At 64.3% G+C, this 25,184-nt stretch carries 18 protein-coding genes and 5 pseudogenes; 13 read left to right on the forward strand and 10 right to left on the reverse strand.

The features are described 5' to 3' along the window. The 7 genes and pseudogenes from VS93_RS29810 to VS93_RS31935 all read left to right on the forward strand — a co-directional run. Positions 1–245, forward strand: a pseudogene (locus VS93_RS29810) (type II secretion system F family protein); the annotation flags it as partial. Positions 246–259: 14 nt separating this feature from the next. Then, positions 260–457 (forward strand): hypothetical protein, encoded by a 198-nt coding sequence (locus tag VS93_RS19685; protein WP_046471380.1) that lies wholly within the window; start codon positions 260–262, stop codon positions 455–457. Then, entirely contained in the window at positions 454–858 is a 405-nt protein-coding gene (locus tag VS93_RS19690; protein WP_236700623.1) for a TadE family protein, read from the forward strand. Before VS93_RS19685 ends, VS93_RS19690 begins: the two co-directional genes overlap by 4 nt. Next, on the forward strand, positions 855–1,286 hold the full coding sequence (locus tag VS93_RS19695; protein WP_046471381.1) for a TadE/TadG family type IV pilus assembly protein: 432 nt from the start codon (positions 855–857) through the stop codon (positions 1,284–1,286). The genes VS93_RS19690 and VS93_RS19695 overlap by 4 nt, the downstream gene beginning before the upstream one ends. Beyond that, on the forward strand, positions 1,283–1,708 hold the full coding sequence (locus VS93_RS19700) for a pilus assembly protein TadG-related protein (RefSeq protein WP_046471382.1): 426 nt from the start codon (positions 1,283–1,285) through the stop codon (positions 1,706–1,708). Before VS93_RS19695 ends, VS93_RS19700 begins: the two co-directional genes overlap by 4 nt. After that, the gene (locus VS93_RS31930; RefSeq protein ID WP_046471383.1) at positions 1,705–2,577 is read left to right on the forward strand and encodes a LysM peptidoglycan-binding domain-containing protein; all 873 of its coding nucleotides are present in this window, start codon (positions 1,705–1,707) and stop codon (positions 2,575–2,577) included. Before VS93_RS19700 ends, VS93_RS31930 begins: the two co-directional genes overlap by 4 nt. A 735-nt stretch (positions 2,578–3,312) precedes the next feature. Next, positions 3,313–4,911: an AfsR/SARP family transcriptional regulator gene (locus VS93_RS31935; protein ID WP_236700624.1), complete on the forward strand. Its 1,599-nt coding sequence runs from the start codon at positions 3,313–3,315 to the stop codon at positions 4,909–4,911. A 167-nt stretch (positions 4,912–5,078) separates the two neighbouring features. Here the strand turns inward: VS93_RS31935 and VS93_RS19720 are convergent, their stop codons facing one another. Next, the gene (locus VS93_RS19720; RefSeq protein WP_082127040.1) at positions 5,079–5,663 is read right to left on the reverse strand and encodes a DUF2637 domain-containing protein; all 585 of its coding nucleotides are present in this window, start codon (positions 5,661–5,663) and stop codon (positions 5,079–5,081) included. A 361-nt stretch (positions 5,664–6,024) separates the two neighbouring features. On the opposite strand from VS93_RS19720, the gene VS93_RS19725 reads away from it, so the two are divergent. Then, positions 6,025–6,510 (forward strand): hypothetical protein, encoded by a 486-nt coding sequence (locus VS93_RS19725; protein WP_156184931.1) that lies wholly within the window; start codon positions 6,025–6,027, stop codon positions 6,508–6,510. A 15-nt stretch (positions 6,511–6,525) separates the two neighbouring features. Continuing rightward, a pseudogene (locus VS93_RS19730) lies at positions 6,526–7,017 on the forward strand (IS701 family transposase); the annotation flags it as partial. A 214-nt stretch (positions 7,018–7,231) separates the two neighbouring features. On the opposite strand, the gene VS93_RS19735 reads toward VS93_RS19730, so the two are convergent. The 6 genes and pseudogenes from VS93_RS19735 to VS93_RS29375 form a co-directional block, all read right to left on the reverse strand. Then, on the reverse strand, positions 7,232–7,561 hold the full coding sequence (locus VS93_RS19735) for a CU044_2847 family protein (RefSeq protein WP_052745875.1): 330 nt from the start codon (positions 7,559–7,561) through the stop codon (positions 7,232–7,234). 24 nt (positions 7,562–7,585) lie between these two features. Then, positions 7,586–8,382 (reverse strand): IS5 family transposase gene (locus tag VS93_RS19740; protein WP_162231696.1). Its coding sequence is split into 2 segments (ribosomal slippage): positions 7,586–8,040 and positions 8,040–8,382, totalling 798 coding nucleotides; the frame shifts between segments, so codons are not numbered across the junction. Between the two features lie 43 nt (positions 8,383–8,425). Continuing rightward, positions 8,426–9,457, reverse strand: a complete 1,032-nt coding sequence (locus VS93_RS19750) for a hypothetical protein (protein WP_046471390.1) — start codon at positions 9,455–9,457, stop codon at positions 8,426–8,428. A 20-nt stretch (positions 9,458–9,477) separates the two neighbouring features. Next, a pseudogene (locus VS93_RS33495) lies at positions 9,478–12,545 on the reverse strand (nSTAND1 domain-containing NTPase). Positions 12,546–13,374: 829 nt separating this feature from the next. Then, positions 13,375–13,976, reverse strand: a pseudogene (locus VS93_RS19765) (transposase); the annotation flags it as partial. Between the two features lie 76 nt (positions 13,977–14,052). Next, on the reverse strand, positions 14,053–15,024 hold the full coding sequence (locus tag VS93_RS29375; protein WP_156184933.1) for a hypothetical protein: 972 nt from the start codon (positions 15,022–15,024) through the stop codon (positions 14,053–14,055). A 193-nt stretch (positions 15,025–15,217) separates the two neighbouring features. Between VS93_RS29375 and VS93_RS19775 the strand changes: the two genes are divergently transcribed. From VS93_RS19775 to VS93_RS19790, 4 genes are all read left to right on the forward strand, one after another. Next, positions 15,218–15,487, forward strand: a complete 270-nt coding sequence (locus VS93_RS19775) for an SAM-dependent methyltransferase (protein ID WP_082127044.1) — start codon at positions 15,218–15,220, stop codon at positions 15,485–15,487. A 187-nt stretch (positions 15,488–15,674) separates the two neighbouring features. Beyond that, the gene (locus tag VS93_RS19780) at positions 15,675–17,672 is read left to right on the forward strand and encodes a site-specific DNA-methyltransferase (protein WP_046471395.1); all 1,998 of its coding nucleotides are present in this window, start codon (positions 15,675–15,677) and stop codon (positions 17,670–17,672) included. Continuing rightward, entirely contained in the window at positions 17,665–20,142 is a 2,478-nt protein-coding gene (locus tag VS93_RS19785; RefSeq protein ID WP_046471396.1) for a DEAD/DEAH box helicase family protein, read from the forward strand. Before VS93_RS19780 ends, VS93_RS19785 begins: the two co-directional genes overlap by 8 nt. After that, positions 20,112–20,747: a Wadjet anti-phage system protein JetD domain-containing protein gene (locus VS93_RS19790; RefSeq protein WP_046471397.1), complete on the forward strand. Its 636-nt coding sequence runs from the start codon at positions 20,112–20,114 to the stop codon at positions 20,745–20,747. The genes VS93_RS19785 and VS93_RS19790 overlap by 31 nt, the downstream gene beginning before the upstream one ends. 222 nt (positions 20,748–20,969) lie before the next feature. Here VS93_RS19790 and VS93_RS32630 read toward each other — a convergent pair whose 3' ends face one another. From VS93_RS32630 to VS93_RS19800, 3 genes and pseudogenes are all read right to left on the reverse strand, one after another. After that, the gene (locus tag VS93_RS32630; RefSeq protein ID WP_269082877.1) at positions 20,970–22,040 is read right to left on the reverse strand and encodes a tyrosine-type recombinase/integrase; all 1,071 of its coding nucleotides are present in this window, start codon (positions 22,038–22,040) and stop codon (positions 20,970–20,972) included. 15 nt (positions 22,041–22,055) lie between these two features. Next, positions 22,056–22,355 (reverse strand): annotated as a pseudogene (locus tag VS93_RS33090) (hypothetical protein); the annotation flags it as partial. Between the two features lie 378 nt (positions 22,356–22,733). Further along, positions 22,734–24,461, reverse strand: a complete 1,728-nt coding sequence (locus VS93_RS19800) for an MFS transporter (RefSeq protein WP_338022769.1) — start codon at positions 24,459–24,461, stop codon at positions 22,734–22,736. Positions 24,462–25,184: the final 723 nt, after the last annotated feature.

Consider the following 25,184-nt stretch of genomic DNA (forward strand, 5'->3'; position numbering starts at 1 on the left):
CCCGGGACCTGGACATCTCCGAGCTGGCCGACTGCGCCGACATCATCGCCACCGGTTCAGAGGGAACAGCTGTGGCCGACAACCTGCTGGCCCGGGCGCGCAGCCTGCGGGTGGAAACCCTCAACGCCCAGCGCCGCGCCGCCAACGAGGCCTCCGAGCGGCTCGTCGTTCCTGTCGCGGTGCTGGGCCTGTGCTTCGTCGCCCTGCTTCTCTACCCCGTCGTCGTCCGCCTCACCACCACGTGATCAGGGAGCATACGGTGCAGATCCTCGGTTTCCTCAGCCTTGTCAACACCTATGTGGACAACGCTCGTCAGGCGATCAAACGCCGCCGCGGCGATGAGGGCCTGTCCACCCTGGAGATCGCCGTCATCGCCCTCGGGCTACTCGCAGCCGCCACAGCCGTCGTCGTCGCGATCACCAACGCCGTCAACAACAGACTCGAAGGCATCGAGTGACCCGCCCGCGACGCAGCAACAGCGGGGAGCGGGGCAGTACGACGCTGGAAATGGCGGTCCTGTTCCCGGCACTTTTGCTGATCATCATGGGCACCGTCCAGGCCGGGCTGTGGTACCACGCCCGCTCGGTCGCGCTGAGCGCCGCACAGGAAGGGGTCCGCGCAGGTCGCGCGGAAGGATCATCAACCGAGCAGGCGGTGGCCGCCGCCGAGAACTTCGCCCGCGCCCACGGCCGCGACCATCTTCGCCACCCAACGGTATCGACCGCTGGATCCAGCGCCACCGAGGTGCGGGTGACCGTCAGCGGAGAAGTCCTGACCCTGGTCCCGGGCCTGCCGATCCAGGTCTCACAAAACGCCTCCGGCGCCACCGAGCGATTCACCTCAGGAAGCTCACCATGACCCTCCCGCAGAGCGACCGGGGCAGCGCGACGTTGGAACTCGCCGTGCTCAGCCTCGGCCTGCTGATGCTGATCTCAGTCGTGGTCGCCTTGGGTCGGTTCCAGGTCACCGCACACGCGGTGGAGGACGCCGCCCGTGCGGCAGCCCGGCAAGCCTCCATCGCCCGCTCTGCCCAAGACGCACAGGCCAACGCCCATTCCGCGGCGGTCACAACACTGGCGGCCCAAGGACTGCAGTGCACCGAAATGACGGTGTCACTGGACACCTCCGGGTTCACCAAATCCCCCGGCGATCCAGCTCAGGTGAGCGCGACCGTGCACTGCTCCGTTCTCCTCTCCGAGACCGCGCTTCCCGGCCTACCAGGCAGCCGGGATGTGACCGCCACCTTCACCAGCCCCATCGACACCTTCAGGGAGTCAGCACCATGATCGGCCTCCACAACGGCGACCGCGGCAGCACCACCATCTTCGTCGCGGTGGCGGTCATCGCTGTACTCCTGGTGGCCGGCCTGGTCATCGACGGCGGCGCCCAACTGCGCGCCGCCCAGCGCGCCACATCCATCGCCGAGGAAGCCGCCCGGGCCGGCAACCAAGCCATCGACGTCTCTGCTGTCCTCCAGGGCGGTGACGTGCGCATCGATACCGATGCCGCGGTCGCCGCCTCCAATTCCTACCTCCGCGCGGCAGGGGCCAACGGGACGGTGCGCGCCACGTCGGCCACCACAGTCAGCGTCGAAGTGAACGAAAGTGTCGACACGCTTCTGCTCTCCCTCATCGGGATCAACTCGCTGTCCGCTTCAGGATCGGCGACCGCCCGCATCGTCCCCGGACTCGCCCAGGAATCACCATGACCCAGCACCGGAGTACCCCGCAGCGCCAACAGAGCGCGCCGGTCGGATTCGCCCGCGGGTTGGCGGCCACGGCGCTGTTGGTCGCCATCGTCCTTGGAATCCCCGCGCTCCTGCTCACCTTTGGCGGCTTCCCCCTCCCTGATCGTGTCCCCACCTGGGCAGAGATCGCCGATCTGCTGTCCCGCCCCGATGACGGGTCACTCTTCATCGGCGTGCTCACCTGGGTCGCGTGGGTGGCGTGGCTGGTGCTCACCGTGCTGATCGCGTTGGAGGCCATCACCCAGCTGCGTGGCATGCCCCCGATCCAATTGCCGGGAATGGGCTGGCTTCAGGTCGCCGTGGCCGGGCTCGTCTCCCCCGCAATAATTGGGCTCTCCGGGGGCACAGCGAACGCTGAGGAGTCCCCCGTGGTCGCGGTGGTGGCTTACCAGAGTCCCGGCGGGCCGGCCCATCAGGAATCCCAGCAAGAGGAGGACACTGACGCCCAAGAGGCCGATGCCTCCGATCCTGCCACCAAGCAGCGCCTCTACACCGTGCAACCCGGGGATTCCTACTGGAGGATCGCTGAAAACCAGCTCGGCGACCCCGAGCGCTACACCGAGATCGTCGCGGCCAACAAGGGGCGCGCGATGCCGGATGGGACCGTGCTCAGCGGGGAGGAGTTCCTCGCACCGGGGTGGGAGCTCCTCCTGCCTGTTGCAGACCAAGAACAGCACGAACCGGAGGATTCCTCGGAGGAGACCGTGCACACGGTCAAGGCCGGTGAGACGCTGTCCGCAATCGCATCCGAACACCTCGCGACGCCGAAGCCTACCCTGAGATTTTCGAGGCCAACCAAGACCGCCCGCAACCAGGCGGAGCACGTCTAAACGACCCTGATGTCATCGATGTCGGCTGGACCCTGTCCATCCCCGAGGCCACCGCGAACACCTCGTCTGAGGCCCCCGCTGCACCGCCGGAGACCCAAACCGTCCCCTCCCCGCAAGGCCCGGCCCCGCCCCAGCCAAGCATGATAAGGAACCCCACCACGAGAACACGACGCCAGAGGTCGAGGAAGACAGCGGCAAGGAGCCAACATCCCCCCAGGCGCAGGAGGGCGCGCCCGAGCATGAACCCGCTCCTGGCATGATGAGCCCCCTGCCGCACAGGATCTGGGAATCGCGGCCCCGACCAAGGCTGCGGAGTCCGACGAGACCATCGACATCGACCTGACCAGTGAAACCGACGACGACCAAGACGCCCCCGCAATCGGGTCGATCGCCGGCTACAGCGCTCTGGCCGCCCTCGGTGTTCTCAGCGTTCTCGGTTTGCGTCGACGCAACCAGATGCGGCATCGCCGCCCGGGACACCGCATCGTCCAAGACCTCAGCGAGGATGCCCAGGAAGTCGAAGAGGAAGTACACAACGCCTCGGCCTCAGCCAGCGTAGAGCTACTCGACCGCGGCCTGCGATCACTTTCGGCTAAGTGCGCCTCCACGCAGACCACCTTGCCCAGCCTGCTGGGCGCTCGTGTCTCAAACACGGAATGCGAAATCTTCGTCGGCGAGGATGCTCCAGCGATCGCGATCTCTCCCTTCCGGGCCACCGGTACGGGCCGCTGGCGATTGCATCCCGAATCCTCCGCCCTACTGCCCGAGGACGAAGCCGCTGAAACCCGCGCCCCCTACCCAGGGTTGGCCACGATCGGGCACGACGCCGACGGCGCCCAGATCCTGGTCGAGCTGCCACAGACCGGAGCCATCGGGCTCTACGGCCCTGCCGAGGACACCAAACAGGTTCTAGCGGCACTGGCCCTGGAACTGGCGACCTCAGTAAGCACCGACCATCTCAACCTCAGCTGCATCGGTGTCGCCGACGGCCTGGCCTCCACAGCCAAGACCGGACGCATCCGCGCGGCCGACAGTGTGCACCAATGCCTGCGCGAACTCGAACTCTTGACGCTGGAGTACGCCTCCGGAGAGAGCTCCACCGAAGACATTCCTCCAGAGGTCGTCTTGTCGGCCTACCCGCTGACCAGCGAGCACCTCGGGCGCATGCGCACCATCGTCGGACACGCTGCCGCCCCGCCCATCGCCATCATCGCCGCCGCCACAGAGGAGCACCCCCTACCCGGCACATGGCGCCTAGACACCGCCAAAGAGGCCCGCCAAAAACTCCCGATCCTGGACCAGCCGGTCACCCTCCAAAGACTGACCGACGACGAGTACACCAAGCTTGCCGACCTACTGCGCCACGCCGAAGAAACCCGCAGCGTCGCCGCCCCCGGCTGGGAGAAGGTCCCCACCGAAGACACACTCGAACCGGTCCCCGTCGGCTCTAACCCCCTGGGCCAGCGCACCGACACCTCCACTACCCAAACCGAGGCCCTCAGCACGCTCGTCTCCATCGCCAAGACCACGACGCCGCCCCCACAGCCAACCGCGCCGGCGATTCCGCAGGACACGCCCCCACGCCTGGAGACCTACGAAGTTCAGCTCTGCGTGCTCGGACCGGTTGAGCTGATCGGCCCTGACCCCGCCAGTCTCGAGGCGGGCAAACGCAGAGTGCTCACTGAGCTCGCCTGCCTGCTTCGTCTGCGCCCCGAACGCACCCCCGATCAGATCTCGCGGAGCATGGGTGGTCCACGCGGACCATGGTCGGCCAAGTACCGAGCCGACAACCTCAGCAAGCTCCGAGTGTGGCTCGGCCGCGCCCAAGGCGGCAAGCTCCACTTACCGACAATGAGCGGCGGAACCTACTCACTGAGCCCCACGGTCGGCTGCGACTGGGCCTGCTTCCAGCAACTCGCCCAGCACGGGTTGGCCAGTGAGGACGCCGCTGGTACGGCACTCCTCGAACAGGCCCTCACCCTCGTCCACGGTGAACCACTCAGCGGCACGCCACTGGACCGCTATGCCTGGGCTGAACCACTCAAGCCGACCATGCTCGCCGCGATCGTGGACACCGCCCACACCATTGCCGCGCGTCACCTTCGCTACGACTACGGCAACCTGGACACCGCACGAGAGGCACTGCTCAAGGTTCTCGAGATCGACCCGGTCTGTGAACTGCTCTACCGCGACCTCATCCGCGTCGAGCACAGAGCCGGCAATCCCGAAGGCATCACCCGGGCGGCCCAGCGCCTCTACATCGCCCTGAACAAGCTCGACCTTGAGATGACCCCGCAGACCGAAGAACTCCTGCGAAAGCATGGAGTCCGATAAACGGAGCAATCACACCGCCGCGAAAATGGCAGGGGGCGGCACACGCCGCCCCCTCAAACTTCTCGGGCCTGGTGATCGGATGCCGCCCCGAATCCGGTGACGTCCCGCGGTTTCTCAGCCCTACTAGGATCAGCTCGCACGGCCCACGCCAACCTCGTCTGCCCTACTCAAACGCCGCCCTCGGCCTCCACCTCCTTGATGATGCGCCTGGCCCAACGCCGCGACCGACCAAAGCGCTCCGCCAGTTTCCGCTCTGAGATCCGGTTGCCTTCGGCAAGACTGGCACGATAGAGCGAAGCTGCCTGCTCCTCGATCTCCTTCTCCGAAGCCGGCCGCCCGGTCCTGCTGCCTGCCCGCACCAGCCACATCAGCATCTCGTAGCAGCCCACCAGTGCGACCGCCGGCCAGGCCGCCACGACCGCTCCCACCGGACCGTTCTGGATCCCGTGAGCGATGTTCGCCGCCAGCGTCGCGACGATCCCCAGCCACAGCAGCCCCCAGGCGAGGATGGGCGCCCGTAGGTGGTTGCGGGCCGCATCGAGGATGACCATCGAGGCGGCATAGACCAAACCATCGATGGTCAGCGGGATCATCCACGCCGTGGCGCCGCTCTCTCCGTAGTCGGTGACCACCGCGTAGGCATGGCGATAGGAGACAACGGCGGCCACCGCTGCCACACCGCAAACGACGAGCTTCGTCGACTCACGGATGATCCGGTCAGTGCCTCTTACCTGCCTGTTTTCTCCAGCCATAGGCTCCTTCCCGGATAAGGAAGGACCAACGACAGAAGGCTGTGACATCTGCTCTGCCAAGAACCGGGGGCTTCAAACCACCTCATGCGGGGGTGAACAGAACGGTGTAACTCCAAGGGGCGGAAGTTCACAAGAATGACAAGATGCAGGTCGCGAAGGGTGCTGGCAGGCCAGGCGACGAAGCGTCGCCTCCTACTGAGAGCTCCGTGTCTATGCCGGAGGATCATGAACTCCTCTCAGCTCACCCGGATAGCCCCTTTTGCTGCGCGCCGCCCGATTTAGATTCTTTTAGATCACCTCAATAAGAGGTGTGTATCCCACTTGTCGTAGGTATGTCTTACCGTGCGTTCGGTGGACAAGCGTGTACGCACCCCAGGAGTTAGTGAGCCTTTTTCATCCTGAAGGCTCACTGGCCATTGCGTATCCGCTTCTGGAACTCTACACGAGCAAGGCAAAAGCGGAGCGGGGGTGGCACGATTACCGATTGAATGAGCTGGCATTGGCGGCCATCGATATCGTCGCCCTTCGGACCGACCTCAACTCTGTCGTGCGCCAGGAAGCCGTGGTTGAGGAGGTCGCCGGTTTCGCCGGTCTGCAGGTCCCGGGCCGTTCCGTGGCCGAGTACCGGGCGGTGAGTCAGTGGGTTGTTGAACGTCTGATCAATACCGAGGAGCGGGATCGCGTCTTTCGCCACGTCGTCGGAAATGTTGTGGACTGCTGTTTTTGTCTGTGGGATTTTCCGTTTCAGATCTTGAAGGAAGTCCCGGATGAGGTAGGGCAGGCTGCGCTGACCGTGACGGATGTGACCTGTACTGGGTTTCGTAGAGTCTCTTTGACCAGAGGCTAACCCCCGTAGAGTTCGAGCAGAGTGGTCGCGGTGCCCAAATCCCAGATGGTCATCACGATGCAGCTGGGCCAGGCGCGCGCCCAGGAGTTGATCGCCGAGCTTCCCGAACAGGCATGGCAGCGGTTGAGCTGCGCAGACGGCGCCCATGGTCCACGCGTCTACGACTGGGCTCGCACCGATATCCGCCCGCTTCGCGAGCCGGGCACGGGGCACTGGCTGCTGGCGCGCAGAAACGTCGCTGCTCCAGAGAACATCGCCTACTACATCTGTTTCGCCGATGAACACACCGCGTTGGCCGACCTGGTGGCCGTAGCCGGGGCCCGGTGGGCCATCGAGGAGTGTTTCCAATCGGCCAAGAACGAGACCGGCCTGGACCACTACCAGGTACGGGGGTATCGGGCCTGGTACCGCCACATCACCCTGTCCATGGCCGCCTCGGCGTTTCTCCTCCGACTCCGCCAGGCCGTGAAAAAAGGGGATCGGAACACGGCTCGGTCGTGCCCCTGATCCCCCTGAGCATAAGTGAGATCCGCCGTTTATGGAACCGCGTGGCAGCGGGTGTCACACATTCCGTAGACCACGTCATGAAATGGTCGCAATGGAGACGGCACGTCCAACAGCGGGCACGCGAGAGCCACTACCGCAGACGCACACGCAACAACCTGTCGTTGCAGTACTAAGGCGCTCGGCGTGACCGATTCGAATCGGCCGCTGGTCCTCATCACCTGCTGTCGGAACCGCTCCAGGTCAAGGTGATGTTGATATGGGATTCGGCTTTGGTCCGGGCGATGACGATCCCGAGGTCGGCTGAGAATTTCATACCGAACTCGGCCTGCGCCTGCTCCGGGCGACTCGGTAGATTCTGGACTTTCTCGGCGATCGCTTCGGCCACGGGTCGGATTCGGTCCATGGCCTTGTTCAGGGACTCTTGAAACCTGCAGACACCCGGCTCTGCCCCCCCTCCTGCTGGGACCATGCCAAACTCGGGGGCCTCCACTTCGACCCGGATCGGCTCCTGACCCTCGATGGGGAGTTCGAGGTAGTAGCTCACGGCGGTCCTCTCTAAGAATTCGTCTCATTTGGTGAGTCTTCGGTAGCAGATCAGGGTGCAGGTGAGACTGGTGAAGGCGAGGAAGTGTGCTGCTTTGCGTTCGTAGCGCCGGTGTAGGCGGCGGTAGCCGACCATCCAGGCGAAGGTGCGTTCGATGGTCCAGCGGTGTCGTCCCAGCCTCTGGGAGGTCTCGATGCCTTTGCGGGCGATGCGGTGGGTGATTCGTCGTGTGCGTAGCCATCGGCGCAGGTGGTCATAGTCGTATCCCTTGTCACCGTGGAGCTTGGCTGGTCGGCGCCGGCGCGGGCCCCGGCGAGAGCGCACGGGAGGGATTGCCCGCACCAGGGGCTGCAAGGCCAGACTGTCATGGGTGTGGGCCCCCGAGATCGCTACCGAGAGCGGCAGGCCGGCCCGGTCGGTGGTCAGGTGGACTTTCGCGCCATTCTTGCCGCGGTCGACAGGGTTCGGGCCGGTCAGCTCCCCCCTTTGAGCGCGCGCATGTTCACCGAGTCGATCGCGCAGCGCGACCAGTCCACATCGCCCTGGGCTCCCAGTTCGTCCAGCACCAGGCGGTGCAGCTTGGCCCACACCCGGGCCTGGCTCCACTCGGTGAACCGGCGATGCGCGGTGGGCCCGGAGGGGCCGAACACCGGTGGCAGTTGCCGCCACGTACAGCCAGTCGTGGCCACGAAGACGATCGCGGCCAGCACCTCCCGGTCGCCGTATCTCCGCCGGCCGCCACCCTGCGGGCGGGCCGGTGCCTGCGGCACCACCCGCTGGAACAACTCCCACAACCCATCGGGCACCAAGCGCTCCACCATCGACATGCCGCCAGGCTAACGAGAAATCCAAATGAGACGAGTTCTAAGTGGTGCGGCATATCTCGTCAGTCCGGGTTCCCGTGGGCAGGTTACGCATCTCCGCCTCGGTCAAGTCTCGTCCGCCGACCAGCCCGCACAGATGCCGGATCCACTGGTCGGGCTCCAGGGAGTAGGTGAGCGCGCCGCCCATGGGACCGTGGGCCAGCAGCGTGTGCGCGTCGATATCCGCCGCGACTGGCGTCATCCCCTCGGGAACGGGGAGGCTCAGGATTCGTTCCCCATCGAGGTTCCACACGTTCATGGTCGTGCCATTCTGTAGTGCGATGGCCTCGGAACCTTTCGTCCGTATCGGCATGGTGTCATTCCAAGTGGCGGTGATCAGTGTGTCGGTCTTGGCAGCCTTGTCGTCGCGGATTTCCCAGACCTCGAGTTTGCGCTCTACCTCGTCGCTTCGGCGGAAGAATATGAATTTTTCGGAGTCAGGGACGGGCAAGAACGCGATAAGGCCCTCCACGTTGGGGAGGGAGATGGTCTCCACCTGGTTGCCGTTGTTCCAGTCCCACCGCTCCAGCGACCGGCTGTCCGCACCGATGGCCAACAACTCCCCGTCCGGAAGCGGCTGCAGATGCACGGGCCTTGGTTCCGTTGGTCCGATGGAGTAGCTCATTTCCGGTAAGGGAAGGCGAAACGATGACCCGGTGGCCTCTCCGGTGTGTAGGTTGCGAACCTCGGCGTCCCCCTTATCCTCGACGATCACGACGTGCTCCCTATCGAAGGTGAGCATCGCTTGGGGCCCCTTCGATCCAGGGATATCGAGATCCCAGACGAGGTCAAGGTTGGGCAGCGTGTGCACCTGGATCCGTTCGTCGGCCTCGATGATGAGCAGCCGTTCGTCGACGATCTTGGTCCTCCAGATGCCGCGCAACTCAACGCTCCCAAGGTGCGTGTTGTCGCGGGTGTCCCACAGGTCGAGGCCTGGGTGGGGGAGCAGTCTACCCCCACGCTCTTCGATGCGTACCGTAACGGCGTAGTGGCCGTCGATGACATGACCAATGATACCGGCGGTTGTGTCCATCCGCCCGAGCCTGTGGACCCCTATCCCAGGCCTGTCATCTCCTCGTCCCAGCTGAAAACGCGCAGCGCTTGCGCGTCGGCGGGGGCGACAGCGTGCTGTTCCGCGCTGATCGGAACCGGGCTGCCTCCGACGAGGCCCTCGCCTCTCAGGTCGACGAAGCGGAGCTGACGTTCATCCGCATTCTCTCCCTGCTGCCCGATGGCGTAGCGACCGTTCTCATTCGGGATGAACGTTTCATCGCAGTTGATCGGTGCTGTGACGAGCTCCTCCGAACCTCCAATGGCCGGCTGCCGAGTATGGATTCTGGCCCAACCTCCATCGGCTGCCAGTCGGCAGCTCGCATGGACCGGCTCCTCTGTTCCCGCGGTCACAGTGGTGCTGAGGTGATTCTCCTGCGGATCCAGATCAAATCCCGGAAAGTCGATGGTCTCGGTCGGACCCTCCGGCAACGCGTGGACGAGGACCTCCTCCGGTGAGCCGACAAAGGGCGAGCTGACAAAGAGTGCGTCATCGCTCAAGAGGAACGTTCCGTCATCGTCACCCTCTTCGTTGGCGATCGGCTCGCGAGCCACCTCCTCGCCCGTCTGCGTGTCGTAGACCGTGATCTTCTCCGAGCTCCTCAGCTCGTGGACGGCTAGGTAGCCACCCGAAGGCGAAAGCGCGATCGCTGATGGTGATTCGACGACGCCGCCGTCCGGGACATCGACGTCACCCAGATGCCGCCCCTGCGCGTCGTGCAACGTGACCAGCTCATCGGTGAGCAGCGCAATTGTGTTGCCGTCCGCGGATATCGCGATTTCGTTCGCTATCTCGCCGGTGAGTGGGGCCTCTTCGGCCCCCTCTTCAGTAATGTTCCACATGTGAACCCGTAGGCCGGCAACGACGCCGACGCGGCTGAGATCGGAGGACACCTTGGGCTCTCCGACGTCAGAGGCCAACACACCTCCTGGGGAGATCAGCGCGTCCAGCTCCCGGGTGCGAGCGTAGACGTCGAACAGCGCCTCGGTCGCACGCTGCGTCGGCGCTGTCCGATAAGCGGCGACCGCGTGCAGCACCAGCTCCTCGTCCAGTTCGGACCGGCTGCCCACGTCAACGGCGAGCGTTTGAGAGGCCGCGTTAGCCTTCTCCTGCTCCGCACGCCTGCGTTGAGCCTCCGCGGCGACACCGATAACCAAAGCTAAAACGATGAGTCCAGATATGATTGCGATAACCGTTCGCGATCTGCGGCGCCGCCGAATGCGCGAGTTGGTCGAGGCAGCTAGGTAGCGCCGTTCGTCCTCGGTCAACTCTGCGCCGCGAGCCGGCACCTGCTCCTCGGCCTCCTCCAGGGCCGACCCGTGTAGCAACAGGGAGTCGTCCCTACCGGACCGCATCCATCGGAGCGTGTCGTTGCGGAGCCCTTCGCGCCAGATCAGGAAGCGTTCGTCCGCGCGCACCCAATCGCGCAGCCTGGTCCAGTTGTCAATCAGGGCCTCATGAACGAACCGCACCGTCGTCGCACGCCCGGCGTCCTCGGTGACGACGACCAACCTAGCCACTGCGGGAAGCTGCACCAACTCCCGCTCACCAGGCTGAGCTCCTCCAGAAGTGCGCTCCGCCCGACCGGCAGATGGCCCCGATGGACGCGCAAGAGCCTGTTGAAGAGCCGTGGAGCGACGGCGCGCTCGCCCGGGCCCAGCAGCGCCCAGACTTCTTCAGCGTAGCCATCCAGTGCGCCCGAGATCCCCCCGAACTCCTCATAGGCTCGGTGGCCGATTACGCCGCCCCGCTGCTCGTCCCACAACCGGGACAGGGTGAACTGGAGGAGCGGGAGTGGGGCCTTTGCCTCGCGAACAGCCTCCAGAATTCGTTCCACCAAGCCGTTCTCGAAGACAACTCCGGAAGGCAGCGGCCCCTCAATGGTCCGGCGCAACTCGGCGTCGCCCATCGCGGGGACCGACCTGGTGTGCCACGAGGCCAACCCAGCCAGCTCGCGCTGACTGAGGAGTGTGTCGAGGAAGTCGGAGCGTACCGCGACTAGCGCCCGGACTATGGAAGACGGTCGGGACGCTTCGGCAGTGACCCTGGCAACCAGCTCGACCGCGTCTGCGGTAACCGTTTCCTCGGCCTGGTCGACAACAATGAGTGTGCTATCTGCGCCGCGGATGGCAGCGTCCACCCGCTCACGCACTGCCGCCTCTGTAGGGCGAACAACCAACACGTTGCGCTTATGCGCCGCGCGCAGTCGGGGCAGTACTCCGGCAAGGAGCAGGGAGGTCTTCCCACACCCCGACGGGCCGACGAGCAGGGCGTTCTCCCGCTTGGCGGCCCGCTCGACGAGCTCGGCCACCAACGCTTCGCGCCCGAAGAACAGATGGCTGTCCTCCGCATGGAAGGCACGCAGCCCACGATAGGGAGTCGGCGGGATAACGCGGTCATGGATCTCGGGCAGTGCGTTGAGGAGGGCCTGGCCAGTGATCGCGTAGCTCGTCCGCGAGTCCAGCCTGGGAGTAACGGCGAGAGTCATCCCCACAACCGCCTGGAGTACATCGGACCAGAGCGGTCCCCCGCTGAAGCCGGGTTGAACGGGAACCCCGGTCATACGTATGTCCTCCGTCTGCACTACCCCAGAGGCAGAGTGCCCCAGGATCGTGCACCGCGCCCAGGCGACGTTATGCAGCCCTTGAGGAAAGCCACCGACGCGCGCCTCGACGCCGGAGAGGTTCCCACTGGTGACAAGACGGACAGGCCGTGCCCCGACGGGAACCGAGGATGAGGATAGGAGGCGCAGCAGGGCGATATCGCCTTGCAGTTCGGTTCCACCGGAAATCCAACGCTCGACCGTGGTCTCGATCCGCGCGTGCGGATCGATCAGGGGAAAGACCACCGTCACGTGGTCTCGGTGAGAAGGAGGGTCGGCGTGCTCGGCCCCGATGGCACGCGACACCACATGCGCGCAGGTCAAAAGGGTATCGTTGGATATCAGAAACCCAGCCCCGACGGACGTCCCCACACTATTCTGCACGCGTACGAGCGCAGCCTCGAGTGAAGTGGCCAGAGCTACCCTCTCCCTTCCGAAGAGCATCGCTAGAACCGAACGACGATTCATCACCGTTCCATGGCGGAAGCGATCGATCAAGCGGTTTTGGTTTTTCCGCTTATTGACCGATAAGGAGTTTTCGTCCCGATTCTTGAGATGGAGGGTGAAGACTGCTCGCACGCGTTTACGTGCAAGGAGATGTTGAACGGAAAATCAAGGTTCGGTAGGGCAGGCCGCGGTATCCGGTGCTTAAAGCGCAACGGATGTTGGAAGAGCGCCTGGTCAGGTCGTTGGTGCGAGTGTTACTTGATGGCCGAGGGCATGGAGCTGTCGGACGAGGTCATGTGTTTTGCGAGTGGTGTTGAGGTGGCGTTGGTGCCAGTTGACCCCGAGTTCCTGGTAGCGGGCGTCGGGGGCGCTGAGGAGATGCCAGGTGATGGTAAGGATTGAGCGGGCGAGCGCGACGAGAGCTTTGGCGTACCCGCGGCGTTTGACTAGCGGTGGTTTGTTAGACCCGGCAGTAGAGATCAAGGGGTCTGCCGGTGGAGACGGCGTGGATCAGGTCTTGGAGTTCGTTGGGCGGGGGCCTGGCTGTCCAGGCTCGCCAGTAGCGTTGCAGCATGGTCCAGGGCACCAGCCAGCCACGGACGGCCCGGAGCGCCCGGGGCTAGCAGGCCGGCTGGGGCCGCGGTTCTCCCCTCTCTGCCGGACCCGGCAGCGCAGGGGGTTCGGGCGGCAGGTCGGTAGCTGGCGGGGGCGGGGCGAACCAGATGTCCCAGCAGAAGCTGAACGCGCAGTTGACCAGACTCTGGTGGCGGCGGATGGCGGCATCGGAGCGCACCTGGGCCTTGGGCCAGCCCAGCTCGTCCTTGATCTGCTTGTAGCTCTGCTCGCCCCAGAGGAACATTGCGCGTTTGAGCTGGCGGTTGCCGCCTCTGGGGGCGTGTTCGCCGTGGATCGAGGTCCCTGAGGACTTCGTGGTCGGGGCGAGTCCGGCGTAGGAGGCGAGGTGGGCGGCGGTGGGGAAGCTAGCGCCGTCGCCGACGGTGACCAGCAGTACGGCGGCGGTCCTGACCGCGACCCCAGGCATCGAGGTCAGGACCACCGAAAGAGGGGGCGCCTCCAGCAGGGCCTCGATCTGCGCTTCCAGGGCTCGGCGTTGCTCGTGGACGGCCGCGAGCGAGCGGGCCAGCGAGGGGATGACGATGTCGAGAGTGCCGGTGCCGGGAACGACGACGGTTTGTTCGTCCAGAGCGTTGAAGAGCTCATCGATCAGCCGGGCGGCCATGCGTGGTGCCTGGGGCCAGATCACCTCGACGAGCCTGCGGCGGCCGGCCTTTCGCAGCGCGGCCGGGGATCCGTAGCGTTCCAGCAGCCAGGTCACCGCGGGATGGTCTAGGCGCGGCCCGAGGACGCGCTCCAGGGACGGGTGGAACTGAGTGAGCAGACCGCGTGTGCGGTTGCTGGTACGGGTGCCTCGGCCGCGAGGTCCTGGTCGAAAATCTCCACCAACACGCCCATAACCACACCATCGGACAAGAACCCGGAATGCTACGGGTTATTAATCGGCGAACCCTTAGCGCGATAGCTCCAAGTCGAAGAACTTGAGAACCGAAGTCACCAGCATCAAGCCGATTATGGAGTTGATGCGGGAGTACTGGGCGCGCGACACCGCGTGGGCACTGGGGTGTCGCCCGAACTCGCGCGGAATCGAACCGCCATGATCGGGCCAGTACTTGGCGTGGGCATACCATACAGGAGCGAAGGTCAAGGCGACACGGATCTTGTAGTCATCAAATTTGAACCTGATGCTCTTTTTCTTGAAATCATTGGTTGTGAGTATTGCCCGGCTCGCTGCGTCGAAGTGTCGACGCATGAGAGTATCCAGCAGGTTTTCAGCAAGCGCCTGAGCTGCGCTGCTGTGTCCTTCACGCAGGGCGCTGACGCAAGCGAGCGCAAAGCCGCGTGAATCATGAAGGTCGGGATGGTCAATGGTTGCGAGGGCGTTCTCGCAGTCGTTGACGATTCCCCTCCAACGCTGGCTTAGGACACGACGGCGGACTGCAGCATCCGGTGCCTCAAGGAGCGCGTTCACCGCCTTCGGTCCCGGAACCCACATGAGGGGGATTCCCTCTTCAACTAAAATGGGCTCTAGAATATCGATGGTGGGAGTGGAATCGTGTAGGTTCTCAGGGTAGACACGATACTTGATGCGCCCCAGAGACTCGAATACGCTCTTCCACTGCGACTCATAGAACTGAACTAGAGGCGCAAGTGAATCACGTATATTGGTGTTAAGGGTATTGAACTCAGCTATTTGCTTGCTGAGTTGGTCGGAAAGCGGGTTCTTCCAAGAGGGCGGAACGCGGAGATTGAACTGAGGGAGGTTTGCCGTCGTCCAACTCGTTGCGGCGAACTTCCTCGTCCACGAGGAAGCCAAGCTGTTGTAGTAGTCCGCCAGCGCCGTCAACCCTGGGTAGAGGCGTGAGAGATCAACCGGCTCCAGCTCATCCCCGCTGTCTACGGGCTCCTCAATGTCATCTATCACGCCAGCATGATCGCAGGAGTTTTCCCTGCTCCCAAGGTATTTATGGTGAGCAGCATGCCTGGCGACCACAGACCGTCGACACCGGTTACTCAAAGGCCACGATGTCGTCGCGGCAGAGGTGGCTTCGTCAGGGCTCAGCTCTCTGGACTAGTACTGCAACAACCTGTCGTTGCAGTACTAGGCCGCCGGCGCCATCGGCGAGGTGTTCCCCGAAGGCCTGGACATCGCCCGGCAGAACCGGCGCTTCCTCTACCGCGCGGTGCGTCACCTCGCCCAGGTGGAGGGCCTGGAGCAGTTCCTCGACCTGGGCTCGGGGCTGCCCAGCGGGAACAACGTGCACGAGATCGCCCAGACCTTCCGGCCGAAGGCGCATCGAACAATCTGGCCTCTGAACTGGGGAGACTTGTCCCCGAAGTGTCCCGGATCGTTTCGCAACCGGAAGAGTCGACCCGCGCACAGGTAGATGGATTGGTGGTGGGATCTGATAGGTCCATTGGTAGGTCCGCCCCACCGCAGAACGCCAAGGCTGTTGGCCGGTTGACGGCCGGTCACTGCCCCCTTCGCCTTCCCGGCTTCGCAGGGCCGGAGAATGCGGACGCGACCATCCACCAAAATGGACGTCGAACGCCAGAAACGGGACGCAGGAGACGATGACACAGAGACACCAAGGTCGGCTGGAACTCACCTGGACCGACAAGGAGAAGACACTCCTGTCGACAGGTGACGGGCAGTACGACTACACGTTCGTCGATCCCTCCGACTACCGTGTTTCCGAGGTGCGGCTGCTCCACGAGATGGACCGTGTCGAAGCACCCACTCCCGAGGATCGACCTGACGAACTCCCGGAGCCGACCGACGACAACCTGTTGATCACCGGCGACGCGATGCACGTACTGGACGCGCTCGCCAAGATTCCCGAGTACTCCGAGAAGTACCTGGGCAAGGTGAAGCTGGTCTACATTGATCCGCCGTTCAACACCGGACAGGCGTTCACGAACTACGAAGACAACATCGAGCACTCGATCTGGCTCACGATGCTTCGTGACCGGCTCCGCCAGATTCGTCCCCTGCTTGCCCACGACGGGTCAATCTGGGTCCACTTGGATGACGTGGAAGTGCACCGCTGCCGGGCGGTCATGGACGAGGAACTTGGCCCCGAGAACTTCCTTGCGGAGGTCGTGTGGCAGAAGGCCACATCGCCGCGAAACGACACGACCGGCTTCTCAGTGTCGCACGACAGCCTGCTGGTGTACCGCAAGACCGACCACTGGGTTCCGAACCGGATGAGGCGACTCGCGTCCTCGAACACGTCTCGCTACCGCTCGCGAGACGGTGACCCCGTACCGTGGCGCGATGGCGATGCAACGGCGGGGAAGGCTGCTACCAACCACCCGATGGTCTACGCCATCCAGCACCCGGTCACCGGCGGCCTGATGTACCCGACCCCCGGACGATGCTGGGGCAAGGCACAATCCTGGTTCCTCGAACAGATGAACGAGTACGCGAAATACGAGCTGCGCGACATCGGCGACGAAGAAAAGCGCGCCGTCATCTGCGGCACTACGGCGGAGGAGGTCAAAGCGGGTGTTCCGGCCATCATGCTCGCGGAGCCGCTGGAAGACGCAGCCAAATCGGCGCGCGACCGACACGACGCCGGCCACTGGCCGGACCTGGTGTTCCTCGACCTGAACAAGGAACGGATCCAGCGCAAGAAACACCTGGCCGACGAGGGTCGCGTTCCGGAGACTCTGTGGTTCGCATCCGACGTGGGCGGTTCGCTCCGCGGGAAGAACCAGATTCGCGACCTGTTCCCGGACCTCCATGCCTTCGCCACCCCGAAGCCCGAAGAACTCCTCCAGCGGGTCATCCACATCGCCACCAACCCCGGTGACATCGTGCTTGACTGCTACGGCGGCTCCGGGACAACCGCGGCAGTTGCACACAAGATGGGGCGCCGCTGGGTGACTTCCGAGCTCCTGCCCACCACGGTGAGCAAGTACACCAAGCCCCGGCTTGCGCGGGTAGTCAAGGGCGATGACCCGGGAGGGGTCACGACCTCTCAAGAGCGAGTCGCTGCCGCAGATCTACCAGACGGCGTGACTCCTGAAGAGGCGCACGAGTTCAACCGACTGCTCAAGAAGGTGACCGGAGGCCGGGAGGACCTCGACACCGACACCCTGAAGGCCCTTCAAAAGCTCACCAAGACCAAGGTCGAAACCACCACCTTGTGGCATGGCGGCGGCGGCTTCACCCACCTTGAGGTCGGTCCGTCGATGTTCGACGAGGTGGACGGGATGGTTCTGCTCGCTGACTGGGCCACACGGGGTGATCTCGCCGAGGCGATGTGCGCACAACTGGAAGTCACCTACTCCCCCGACGGGATCTTCGCCGCCAAGGAAGGCACCGTCCGCTACGTCGTCATCGACGGGCTCGTCGGCGAGTCGACCGCCCAGTCGATCCTCGACCAGCTCCCAGAAGGCCAAGTCGTCGAGGTGTGGGCCACCCAGGTCGCCGACGGTGCAGCAGACCTGCTCCGGAAGGAGCGGAAGGGCTCCCGACTCGAAGCGATCCCCGACTCGGTTCTCGACCGGTACCGCAGGAAGGCGTCGAACGGCTCACCGTTCAAGAAGGAGAACACCAGTGAGTGATCTGAAGGTCGACGAGCACCTACTCGAAGAGGTCAAGCACCGGCTGAGCCTACGCGACCCGAACTTCCGAGCCGTCGAATCGGTCGCGAACATGATGAGCCAGCACTACGACGTGGAAGAGAAGACCGAGCCGTTCGAGTGCATCGTCGACTCCGCCACCGGCGTCGGCAAGACATACATCATGGCCGGGCTCCTCGAATACCTCGCCGGCATCGGCACCCCCGCCCGCAATTTCCTGATCCTCACCCCGGGACGGACCATCCGCGACAAGACAGTCCGGAACTTCACCCCCGGGGACGACAAGGCGATCACGAAGTCGATGCGGTCAGATCCGGTCATCGTGACTGCGGACAACTTCGATTCCGCCGCCACCGCCAACGCGATCACGGATACCTCGAAGACCAAGGTCTACATCTTCACCGTCCAGTCGCTCACTGAGACCACCGAAGCGAGTGGTGGCCGCAAGACCCACGCCTACCAGGAGTTCCTGGGGGCCTCCTTCTACGACTGGCTCAGCACTCTCGATGACCTCGTGATCCTGGCCGATGAGCACCACTGTTACCGCGGCCCCGCGTTCTCCAAGACCATCACCAACCTCAACCCCGAACTCGTCGTAGGCGTGACCGCCACGCCGGACCCCAAGGACGAAGCCCGCGTCGTCTACCGGTACCCGCTCGCGAAGGCGATCGAGGACGAGTACGTGAAGACCCCCGTTCTCGTGGCCCGCCAGGACGATAGGAGCGATGACCGGACGAAGCTTCTCGACGGAGTCACGCTGCTCAAGCACAAGGAACGAGTCAGCGAGGCGTGGGCGGCAGAGAACGCAGTCAAGCCGGTACGGCCCGTCATGCTCGTGATCGCCCAGTCGATCGACGACGCGGAAGCATACAGAGACATCCTCGACTCAGAGAGCTTTGACGGTGGCGCCTGGGTGGGCAAGACCCTACTCGTCCACTCGAAGCTGACCGGGGAGAAAAAGGAAAAGGCACTCGCCGATCTGGACGCCGTCGAGAACCCGGCATCTCCCGTCCGGATCATCATCTCGATCGGAATGCTCAAGGAGGGCTGGGACGTCAAGAACGTGTACGTGATCGCCTCGATGCGCGCCTCGGTCTCCGAGGTCCTGACGGAGCAGACACTCGGGCGAGGCATGCGTCTACCCTACGGAAGGTACACCGGTGAGCAGATGCTCGACACCGTCGAGGTCCTCGCGCATGAAAAGTACGAGGCGCTGCTGAAGAAGCGCCAGGCGCTCTCCCAGTCCATGGTCGACCACCGGATCCTCGCCCAGGTCCGCACCACCGGCGACGGCAAGAAGGTCGTTCGCAAGAAGACCGAGGAAGTCGACAACCCCTTCGAGGGCCAAGCCGTCCCCGCACCGCAGGTCGACGACAAGGGCCTCCCGAGCTCAAAAGAACCTGTCGAGCACGTCCAGTCTCTCGACGACCACCTCAAGCAGATTGAAGCCCGGGCAAAGGACGTCCCCGACGAGGCCCGAACCCACATGCCGCTTCTGGACCGGGAGCCCATCCGCATCCCGTACGTGCAGCGGGTACCGCAGCCGCAGGCGGTGTCACTGAACCAGGTTCATGAGATGAGACCGTTCCAGGCCCTCGGCGAGGCACTGAGGCACGACGCAGGTGACACGCTCATCCGGACCGCCCTTAAGGCCAAAGACGGCCAGATCAAGGGGCAAAAGGCCGAAGACACCGTCGAGGCGCTCCACCTGAACACGCCCCTGGAGACGTCACGGAAAGGGCTCATCGACCGCGTCATGAAGGTCAAGGGCGTCGAGCGCCGCAAGAGCGAACGCAACGCAGCTGAATCGATCGTCGACACAGTCATCGAAGCGATGGGCGATACCGCAGCCGAGAACCTGTCTGCCTACTTCGACCGCGCCGCCAGGCGGCTCGAATCCGAGGTCGCCAAGCAGATAGGGGAGCGCGCCAAGGTTGGGGTCGTCTTCCATGACAGGGTGCAGATCACTGATCTCGACAAGCCGCGGACCGCCCGTCGCAAACACGAGGCCGACCACACCGTCACGTTCGAGCGGTCACGTGCGTACAACGGCTGGGAGAAGGGCGCCTACGAGTACGCGTGGTTCGACTCATCCCCCGAATACAAGGTCGCTGGTGCCGTGGATGCTGACGACCACGTCATTGTGTGGGCGCGGCTCCACCGCAACGACATCCCGATCACCTGGACCCAGGAAGGGCGGGAGTACAACCCCGACCTGGTGGTCATCGAGGAGGCCAACGGCGTGCGGACCAACTGGCTGGTCGAGACAAAGATGAACAAGGAGATTAACGCCGCTGACGTCATCGCGAAGAAGAAGGCGGCGAAGACGTGGACCAACACGATCAACAACTCCGGGCGGGCAGACGGACGGTGGCAGTACCTGCTGTTGTCGGAGGACGACGTCAACGACGCCGCCGGCTCGTGGGCCCAGATGAAGGACTTCGGCCGCTGACGGATGCTACCGATGAATGCTCCACTTCGGCGCCGCTTCACCTGCAATGTCGGGGCAGCACACTCCCTCACCTGGAGGAACTCATCGTTAGCTCGGATGCCCTCAGCGCGTTCAAGCGGGGCGAGCTGCGCGACAGGATCGCCGACACGCCCAGACTGAACCCCTACCTGCGCATCACCCCCGCCAGCAAGCTGCGCAACGACCACACCCGCATCAAGATCGGTGACACCCTCCTGGTTGTGGAGAACAGCGACATCTACGCTACCCTTCTGCGCCTGCTTCGCCCCGCCCCAGGCGCGATTGGACACATCGCCTTCGGCTCCGGACACGCCTTCGAAGCATCCGTGGCCACGATCACCCAACTTCCCCGCATTCGCCAGATTCTCTACTACGGCGATTTGGACGCAGAAGGACTGTCCATCCCGGCCCGTGCCTCAGCCACCGCCGTCCACCACGGTCTTCCCTGGCCGAATCCGCTACCCAGCTCTACCGATTCCTCCCGACAAAACAAACCAGCAAAGCACCAGCGGTCAACGCTGAACGAGCCCGCATACTCACATCATGGCTGGATCTCTCAGAACAGGACCAAGCCAGCGCTCTCCTAGTCAACGGACTCCGCATCGCCCAGGAGGCTGGCAACTACAACCGACTCCAGCACGAAATTCCCTTTGTCGACTTCGTCGGCGCAAACGCACCACCAACGGCAAGCAGCGGATAACGGTGTCATCGGGGTATGGCCGTCGGTCCGTGGGTGGTTCGTACTGGACCACTGTGGGCCATTCGGTTGGAGGAAAGGGGCCGCGGCTGTGTTGCTGCGGCCCGTGTACTTATTGTGCCTGCAGAGCTTTGGGGTTGGGGGTGCGTGATTTGCTGCGTCCTCGGATGTTGTCGAGTGCTGTCAGGGCGCTGTCGTCTGCGTCGGGGAGGGTGTGGAGGTAGCGCTGGGTGGTGGTGATGGAGGCGTGGCCGAGGCGTTCCTTGACGACCATGAGATCGGCGCCTCCGGCCAGTAGCCAGGAGGCGTGGGCGTGGCGCAGGACGCGCGGGGTGATGTCGTCGGGCAGGTCGGCCTTCTCGCGGGCGGGGTGCCAGATGTTGGTGCGGAACCACTCCTGGGGGATGTGGCCGTCGGTGTCGATGCGTCGGCGGCTGCGGGGGTCGTCCTTGCCCAGGGCGCGCCGCTTGGCCCGGTAGTGGGCGAAGGCGGCCCGGCAGTAGGCGCATCGGCACCTGCCATTGGTGTAGGCGGTGGTGGTGCCGTGCCGATAGCGGCGTCCGTTGGCGTTGGGTTCGGTCAGTCCGAACTCTTGGCCGTCGGGCGGTACGGGCGGCGGCGGAATGGGGACGTTGGGGTTAGGTCCTGGCATCTGGAAGAGCAGGTCGTCGTCACCGATGCCATTGGCCAGGACGAAGGCTGCGATCTTGAGGACGAGGTGGCGGCTGAGCTTGAGGCGGCGGAACTCGCCGTCCTTGGGGTAGTCCTTGACGAGGAAACGGCCGCCTTCGGGGTGGAACTTGGAGGTGAGCTGTACGACGGCGCGGCTGACGGTGAGGATCTGAGTCTGGCGGTCGAGGTCTTTGGGGCGCAGTTCGGTGAGTTCGCCCCAGCGCAGTCCTGACTCGATCTTGGTCTCCACTAGGAGACGGAACACCTCGCCTTCGATGTGGGCGAAGAACGCGTCGAACTCCTCGGGGGTGATCACCTTCAGCGGCTTGCGGCCGATGCGGGGAAGCACGACGCCTTTGCACGGGTGGATGAAGATGACCTGGTTGAGCAGGGCGTTGGAGAATATGGCGCTGAGCATGGTGGTCAGCCGGTGGATCGAGGCGGGGGAGAGGTTCTTGTCCTGGCATTTGCGCACGAATTCCTGGACGTGGCCGGGGAGGATCTCGTTCATCCGCATGCCGCTGAACTCGGGGAGGATGTGCTTGTTGAGGGCGTAGGTGATGTTCTGCCGGGTGGTGGCTTCGACAATGTGGTTGGGTTGCCAGTGGTTGAGGACGTAGTTCTCGAATCGCTGCGTCCGTGGTGGATGCTGGTGATGCGGCCTTCGGCGACTTTGACCTCGGCGCGTTGCCAGGCTTTGTCGGCTTCCTTTTCGGTGGCGTAGGTGCCGGCGGAGCGTTCTCTTCCGCGGATGTCGGTGTAGTAGGCGGTGAAGCGTGAGGTGCCGTCGGTGCTGATGCGTTTGCGGGAGAAGCCCATGTGTCAGCCCCTGTTTCCTTGACCGTGGTTTGACCGTGGCAGGAGGCGGTACCGGGTGTTACTCGGCGGTAGCAGGCGGATCGTTCTTGCCCGTCTCACCTGGGGAAATAGGGAGAACGCTCGGCTTGTGACAGGGGTATTCGAGGCCCTTGATCTGGCTGATAAGGATGAGGCCCCAGGTTCAAGTCCTGGTACGCCCACCCAGGTCAAAGACCCCACGCGACGAACGCGCGGGGTCTTTTTCGTGTCCGTACTGCTGAGAAGTACCGCAGCCTTCGGTCAGCTTGTCACTCTGTCGACTTGTCCACATCCCTGTGGAGGCTGCTTCCGAGCTTCTTGAGCGCGGCCACGTAGAGGTCGGGTAGCGGGAGCGACGACCCGGATCTCACTTCGTAACGGGGACGATCATGCGCTTCTTGTCCACGAAGGACAGCACCGCGGCGGCCACGAGTGGAAGGACGGTGAGCTGCCACAGTCCCGCCTCGCCCCAGTCACCGCGCGAGACGAGCCAGGCGAAGACACTTCCGGAGAACGCCGCGGCGACGTAGTAGGTCAGCATGAACAGGCCCTGCCCGCGCCCCACATGCTCCGGGCGGACGGAGCGCTGCATGGCCGTCGCGGTGTTGGTGAACAGGGAGCCGCTGGCGAACGCGCCCATGAGGAACGCCAGCACGTACTGGCCGGTGGTTGCCGTGACGACGTTGTAGATGAGGTAGGCGATCACCGAGATGATCAGGAACGTGCACACGAGCAGCCACTTCTGGCTGATCTTGTCGCCGATCCAGCCCGCCACCAGGGCCAGCATGGCGCCGATACCCAACAGCGAGACCGCCAGCGCGGCTTGGCCGGTCTCGAACGCCAGCTGTTCGCGGAGGTAGGTGGGGTACAGCCCGGTGAAACCGTAGAAGACCATTCCGCTGGAGGCCGCGCCGAACCCGAAGAGCGCGATGTTGCGGTTGTACGGGCTCTCAGGGATGTGGCTGAAGTCCTGTGTCGCGCCCGCTCCCTCGATGGTCCGCCTGACCTCGGACATGCGGCGCGAAACGAGGGTCATGATAAGTATCGCCATGACCAGTCCCAAGCCTCCGAACAGGAAGAACGGCGCCCTCCAGGTGCCGAATCCCTCCGCGAACGGGACACCGATCATCGGGCCCAGGAACATGCCGCCGCCGAAGGCGACACCGATGAACCCGGCCGCGAACGCCCGGCGGTGGAAGAAGAACGATCCGACGATCGCGTACAGCGCCGTTCCCTGAACCCCCTCACCCACACCGGAGATGATGCGGTAGATCGCCATGTCCGCCACGTGGTAGGAGAACGGAATGGCGGCGGTGCCCAACGAGTAGACGAGCACGCTGACGATGATGACCGTCTTGCGTGAGTACCGGTCGACGACGAAACCCGCGAGGAAACCGGCGATGCCGAGCCCGAGCGTGAACCCGGTCGCCAAGAAACCGTCCTGCGCCAGTGTGAACCCCAGGTCATCGCCGATATCGGGGAGCAGCGGGTAGAAGATCTGGCGGTCCATGGCATTGAGCATCCATGACGCGCAGAGAACCGCGAATCCAACCACGATGGCGACGGGGTGCGCACCCCAGTGCGACGCGGAGGGGGCTGTTTTCTCGTGATCGGTTTGATTCGGGGTGAACGCCACGTCCGCTCCTTCGATTGGATGATCGCAGCGGAACGAGGGGGCGAGGTGCCGCAGGCCGCGACTCGTGGCAGGTGCTCCCTCGGTTCCACGCACCGGGCCGCTTCGCTGGAGGGGGACGGTCCGGCACAAGGGGTAAGTGGTGTGGTCGCCTTCGTAAGGTTCGTCGTGAACCTTCGAGTTGTCCGTACTGCGGTCGTCTGTCCGAAAGTTAGTTTTGAGCGGCGTCCTGGTGTGTGTCAAGTCTCGTTTCGGCATAGCGGCCGTGGTTCGTAGCGCCGTGTTCGAGTGGCTGCGGTCCGTCGGATGGCGCCACCGCGAGCCGTGCCGGTGGACATGTCCACTCGCGGAGGAGCGCCGGGAACTGCCGGATGGCAGGCGGTTTGGAGGATGGCGGTGGCGGGGGTCGCGGCGATGGCGGCCGTTCCCCCGCGGATGGGCCGCTATGTCGCACCGGGCCATGCATGGTCGCTACCGATCACGGACAGATGTCCGCATTTCGTACAGTAGTCCGGGATCGGTTCGCGGTCGGTAACCGCGAACCGATGCACGCCGGGGTCGATGGTGCGTCTATTACGCGAAGCCCGCCCGGCGGCGCTGAACGCGCGCACCGTTTGTGGGGCGGACCCCGGACGCCGGTCGTGCCACCACGATCGCGACGGGCTCCGATCGATGAGGGGTCGGGGCGCCGCCGAACTCAGCTCCGCCCATGCAAGAGGCTCGGCTGGGACACCCCGGCCGAGCGCCTCGCTGAGCTGCCGGCAGCCGATCATCTATGCTGCACCGACCCGTCGGATTCATCGGGGCGAGTGGCCTTTTGCCGTCCGGACGGCAGAGAACGGCGATCGCCTTGTCAGGTTGCCACTCTGTCGACTTGTCCACACCCTGTGGAGGACACTCCTGGGGTTCTCCAGATCGTCGGCGGTCGCGGTGTCGTGTACCCCGGTGTAGAAGGTCCAGGGTCGGCTTCGTCTGGCCGTGCCGCGGGCTCCGCATCGCCACACGCGGGTAGGCGTCGAGCCCGGAGATGGCGACGTGGACACCGACGAGTAGCGGAAGGCGCGCGGTCATCCGCTTCCCCAGGCTTTCGACGGGAACCACGGAGATGGCCTCGGTCGGGCCCCGATCGCCGTCTCTTTGGAGGCGCTGGGGGCGGCTCCGGCGCTGGACGAACACCACGCAATC

Source organism: Allosalinactinospora lopnorensis, from assembly GCF_000981225.1.
In the GTDB taxonomy this organism is placed as follows: domain Bacteria; phylum Actinomycetota; class Actinomycetes; order Streptosporangiales; family Streptosporangiaceae; genus Allosalinactinospora; species Allosalinactinospora lopnorensis.